This window comes from Streptomyces sp. NPDC043870, assembly GCF_056435785.1.
This window is the reverse complement of sequence record NZ_JBWKDT010000105.1, coordinates 1-5,276: the sequence shown is the minus strand read 5'-3', so window position 1 is coordinate 5,276 and position 5,276 is coordinate 1. Positions and strand designations below refer to the sequence as shown.

At 65.8% G+C, this 5,276-nt stretch carries 4 protein-coding genes and 1 pseudogene; 4 read left to right on the top strand and 1 reads right to left on the bottom strand.

Annotation, left to right across the window (positions count from 1 at the left end; genetic code table 11):
• Positions 1-71 precede the first annotated feature (71 nt).
• The 4 genes from AC0699_RS39205 (at position 72) to AC0699_RS39190 (ending at position 4,691) form a co-directional block, all read left to right on the top strand.
• On the top strand, positions 72-389 hold the full coding sequence (locus AC0699_RS39205) for an integrase core domain-containing protein (protein ID WP_478671306.1): 318 nt from the start codon (positions 72-74) through the stop codon (positions 387-389).
• 48 nt (positions 390-437) lie between these two features.
• The gene (locus AC0699_RS39200; protein ID WP_478671301.1) at positions 438-611 is read left to right on the top strand and encodes a hypothetical protein; all 174 of its coding nucleotides are present in this window, start codon (positions 438-440) and stop codon (positions 609-611) included.
• A gap of 731 nt (positions 612-1,342) precedes the next feature.
• On the top strand, positions 1,343-1,582 hold the full coding sequence (locus AC0699_RS39195) for a hypothetical protein (RefSeq protein WP_478671296.1): 240 nt from the start codon (positions 1,343-1,345) through the stop codon (positions 1,580-1,582).
• A 217-nt stretch (positions 1,583-1,799) separates the two neighbouring features.
• Positions 1,800-4,691, top strand: coding sequence for a helix-turn-helix transcriptional regulator (locus AC0699_RS39190; protein WP_478671291.1), 2,892 nt, complete (start codon positions 1,800-1,802; stop codon positions 4,689-4,691).
• On the opposite strand, the pseudogene AC0699_RS39185 reads toward AC0699_RS39190, so the two are convergent.
• Positions 4,655-5,276 (bottom strand): annotated as a pseudogene (locus AC0699_RS39185) (IS256 family transposase); the annotation flags it as partial. The gene AC0699_RS39190 and the pseudogene AC0699_RS39185 sit on opposite strands and share 37 nt — an antisense overlap.

Below are 5,276 nucleotides of genomic sequence, written 5' to 3'. Positions count from 1 at the left end.
GCAAGACACTCGGTTGGAGGACCCGGCCGAGGCATTCAACGAGCAGCTACTCTTGCTCCAACAATCCGGTGTTGCAACGACCGGTTGAGTCCAAGGAGTACACCTCTGACGAACTCCGCCGGGAAATAGGCAGGTTGGGGCTGCGGCAGAGCATGGGCCGAACCGGCTCGTGCTACGACAATGCCGCCGCCGAGAGCTTCTTCGCACTGCTCAAAGAGGAGATCGGCACCCACCGCTGGCCCGACCGGACCACTGCCCGCGCGGAGATCTTCGACTTCATCGAGACCTTCTACAACCGCAGACGACTGCGGAAGCATCCGGCCTGGGGGTACCTCACCCCGCTGGAGATCCGACAGCGACACGAGCAAGAACACGCCCTCGCAGCGTAAGCAACGAGTGTCCCGCATCACGGGGAAAGTTCAGCGGCCCTGGACACGATGGATGAGACCCGCACCTGGGGTGCCGAGGTCCTACGTGAGGGCTCCCGGCCCGGAAGGGCCTCGCTGGTGCGGCTTGCCAAGCTCCGCTGGCGCTTCGAACACGACCACCGCGAGATGAAACAGCCCTGGGATCCGCTGCCGTCCCCCCCCCGGTATCCGGTGGCCGAGTGACATCGCCGCCCGGTCGGCAAGGACTTGCTGGTCGCCTGCGACGGCAGCCTTTACTCGGTGTCCGCCCGACGGGTCCGCCCCCGGCAACTCGTCGAGATCCCGCCACGAAATCCCAAGTCATGCTGCGAAGGCGGCCCAGCGTCATCGGACAAGCGTACGTAGGTAGTGGTGGTGATACGTAGTCGAATACGTACATCAACCGTCGCCCACCAGGCCACTACGCACGCAGGATGGGGCCTTCCCGTCCCGTCGCACCCGCAACGGATCTTGAATGAGCCGACCTGAGCCGACACGTGATTGCGCCCGCCCGCCTCGGGTGAAAGCCGACTCGAGTTGGGCCTGGTTCCCCGAGGACGTCGATTTGCTGTCGCACCGTGAGGCCTTCGAGAGACGGTTCAGCCGTCCGAATGGCCATGTCCCGTACGCCGGTCCATACATGCAGCGAAATGGACTTTCGATGATGGTCGAACGGGAGGCAGGTGTGTGTGGGGGCGCCTGTCGTTCCCCTCCGTGTGTCGAGCGGCGAATGTGGTCGCAGAGCACGGCCCTCGGTTATGACCGTCGAGTCTGCCCCTCACGAGAAGGTTGCAGCTGTAGCTACGGATCACAGGTGGCTCGATGTCCATTACGTCGACGGTGCCGAGTGGCCACCGGACAGGCCCTAGGGCGCGCGGGCGGCAGTGCTGGGCCGCGAGGCGGAATCCCCCGTCCGAAGTTGAGGAGACGATGTGATGGCCGACGCGCTGCCGCCGCCAACGAAGTTTCTGTACGACCTCGCGCATCATGCGGGCAAAGCCGCCGGCAGCCAGGATATGGAGACCGCCATATGGCTCCGGTCGCTGACCGACCCCCGGGAGCCGGCTCAGACTGCAGGCTGGCTCGACGGCCTGGCGAAAGCTCGCTCCGAGCCCCCAGAGATGCCGTTGTCGTGGCTGGCAATCGCCCGGGCAGTAATGTCGGGCGGCTCGTGACGAATGCGACTGTCCGGCGCGATGGAGGCGTCCCCACCCCCGTGCCCTCGTGCACCTGTGGTCGGTTTCCCGCCTGTCCCGTGATCGCTGTGTGGGCAACTCCGGGCGTCTCAGCGGCGCAGCAATTTCTATGTGACCGTCACCGCCGACCGGTGTTCATGCACAGGGACTACCGCGAGGCGTAGCCATGCGAGATCGAAGGAGCGATTGAGGACTCATGTCCATGGTTCACGCTGTCAACGAGAATGCGCACCCATTTCCGGGGTTGCTCAATTTCTCGTCAGAATCGGCCCGGCGGCTTGTTCATCTGGACCGAGCGACTGAGCTCTCGGAATTGATGTTCCGAGCACGTGGGGCACGCGCAGGAGCGGGCAACACGGTGCTGATCGGGGGCCCCTCCGGCATGAGGTGCTCGGATCTCCTTTCGGAGTTCACCGAGAGCCAGCGTCAGGAGGAGGCGCTGCCCGTGAATGTCGTGTGTAGGCGGCCGGAGACCGGTACGCCGTTCGCCGCGCTTCGCCAGATGCTGGCCGACCTCGTGGACGAGCCTGCCTTCGCGAAGCTGGGCGCCCTGCGCCGGCGACCGTCCGCCCTGTCCGGTGGGGATGACGCCGAACTCCTCGACGATTTGTGCCGTGAGGTGCTCCGTGCCGCCAGGCGCCGTCCATTCGTCATCGTCGCCGACCACGTCCAGTGGATGGACGTCTCCTCGCTCCGCTGGTTCGCTCGCCTCACCCGCCGCGTCGTGAGCTCGCCGCTGATGCTGATACTCGCGTACCGAACCGACGAGCCGATGAGCGCACCGGAGCTGATCGACGACATCGCTGGTCAGAGAGTATGCGGACGCATCATCTTGAGCCCGCTGTCCAAACACTGCGTCCGGTCGTTTGTCGAGTCCGCCTACCCTGGTCGTCTCTGCGATGAGGCTTTTGTGGCTGCCTGCGCGGACGCCACAGGCGGCAGTCCGCTGCTGCTCAACGAGCTGCTTCACGAGCTCAGGTCTCTGGCACTGAGGCCCGAGGCCGTTCATGTGCAGCGGGTGCATCAGCTGGGAGGGCGTTTGATGGCCCGGGCCGCCGCGACGCGACTGGGACGTCAGACGGAAGAGCTACGAGGCGTGGCCGCCGCTGCTGCGGTGCTCGGCGGGGTGGCTGACCTCGACATAGAACTGGTTGCGGAACTGCTGGATGTGAGCACGGAGCAGGTTCGGCGTCGGTTGCCCGATCTGTTCCGGATCGGCCTGCTCTTCCCCGACACAGCCGAGGGGGAGTACGCGTTCCGAAGCCCTGAGATGCGGGCGGCCGTCCTGGAGACCCTGCCCGATGAGGCCAGAAGGCGCCTTCACATGACAGCCGCCCGCCGACTCAACGATCACGGTGCGCCGTTGGCCGAGGTGGCCCAGCATTTGATGCACGCGGATATCGCGGGTGACACCTGGGCATGTCGCACCATTCTGGAAGCAGCTGAGGAAGCCCTGCAGACCGGCTCGCCGCTGACGTGCGCCGAGTATGCACGCCGGGTGCTGCGCCTGAGGATCAGTGGCGAAGAACGTGCTGAGGTGTTGTTCCTGCTTGGCAAGGCCGAGTCTGCGTTCGCACCGGACGCTGCTCGCCGACACCTCGACGAGGCCGTTCAGCTCTTCGACGACCCGGTGCGGCAGGCCGGAGCCGTCATGGAACTCGTCACGGTCCAAGCTCTATTGGGGGGCGGTTCCGAGGCCGTACTGCGCATGCCTGGCGCGCTGCCCTGGGCGGACCGCGTCACCACAATTGACTGTGACGACCCCGAACTGCGAACCCGGCTGCGCTCGCTGGTGTCGGCCGTTGGCCGCGACACCGACGGGGAGACCGAGACGCTCGGCTGGGTTGGAGCAGGTCTCGGGGTGACGCCGGGTGAGCGCGAGCTGCTGGCATGCTACGCCGGCACCTTGTCGTGCCGCGCTGAGCCGCGGGATGTCCCGCTGAAGTTGGTTGCGGGTGCCCTCGCAGGGGAGCGGCACGCTGGCAGCGGCTCCACCCTCCTGCTCGTGCGGTGTATCACCGTGCTGGCTTGGGCCGGCCGATTGGGGGAGGCGTGGTGCTGGGCGGACCAGATGCTGGCCGAAGCCCATGAACGCGGCATGTCCTTCGCCTGCGGCATTGCCCATTGTCTCAAAGCTGACATTGCGGTTCGCCGAGGTGACCTGGAGGTGGCGCTGAAAGAGACGCAGACAGCGGGCTTGCTCACCCAGCGAGCCGAGCTAGCAGCGTTGCGCGTCATCTCAGTGAGCCAACAGGCCCGTGTGTATGGCGCCATGGGACGCTATGACGAAGCGGTTATGTTGCTCAAGTCGGTAAGCGACCTGTCGGCCGATGCCCTGGCGACCCGGGGTTGGTGTCGGCTGGCTGTCGGAGACCTGAGGAGTGCCCTGGCTGACCTGCTCTGGTGTGGTCGCCGCCTGGAGAGGCTGAAGATCGAAAACCCCGCACTCACGCCTTGGCGCAGCCACGCGGCTCTGGTGTGGCAGCGACTTGGCAACGAGGACGAGGCGCAGCGGCTCATCAAGCAGCATGTCGAGCTGGCACGACGCTGGGGAGACCCCGGTGTGCTCGGCAGGGCTCTGCGAGCTCAAGCGATGCTCGCGCATGGAGAGGAGGCGTGCGGTCTCCTTGAAGAGTCCGTCACGCTGTTGCAGACCACTGAGGCGCGCTTGCAACTCGCCTACTCGCTGGTGTCGCTGGGCAAGGCGCACGCCGACCACGGAAGGCTGCCTCAGGCACGCGAGGCGTCACGGCACGGGATGGCGCTTGCTCAGGAATGCGGGGCGCCGGTGCTCGCATGCAAGGCCCACAAGCAGTTGCTCGCCGCAGGCGGCCGTCTGCGGCGGTCGCAGTTGGCTGGACCCGGAGCGCTGTCACCATCGGAGCGGCGGATCGCTGAGTACGCGATTGATGGCCGTACCAACCGGGCCATCGCCGACGCTCTGTCCGTTTCGCCCAGCACGGTCGAGGTGCACCTTACGCACGTCTACCGCAAGCTCGGGATCACCGGCCGGGGAGCCCTCGCCGGCGCCTTGGGTCGGAGAAAGGCCGGTCATGTCCCTTGTAGTGGTGTAGCGGTGCCGGGCTGATCTTCGGTTGGATAGATCCGGTCCATGCTGCCTTCGGGGAGATAGCGGCGGGGGAAGGCGATCCACTCATCGTGCATCTCGATGAGGACGTGGTGAGGCGTTCGAGGGCGTCGGGGTTGGGGAAGATCTGCACGACGTCGGTCCGGCGTTTGATCTCGCGGTTGATCCGCTCCAGCGGGTTGGTCGACTGGATCTTCTTCCAGTGCCGATCAGGGAAGTCCGCGAAAGCGGTCAGACCCTCCTTCGCTTCCAGGAGCATGGCCCTGACCTTGGGAAACTGGCGGCCGAGCATGTCAGCGACGGTGTCGAGTTGGGCCCGGACAGCCGTGGCGTGGGGCTGGGCGAAGACCGTGCGGATGGTCGCAGCTACCATCTCCGCCGAGTCCTTCGGGATCACCGCGAAGACATTCCGCAGGAAATGAACGCGACACCTCTGGTACCCGGCGCCGAGCATGACCTTGCGAACGGCCTTGACCAGGCCGGAGTGGTGGTCGGCGATGACCAGGCGGACCCCGGCCAGTCCGCGTTCACGCAAGCTTCGAAGGAACTCGCTCCAGAATGCTTCGGTCTCGCTGTCACCGACCA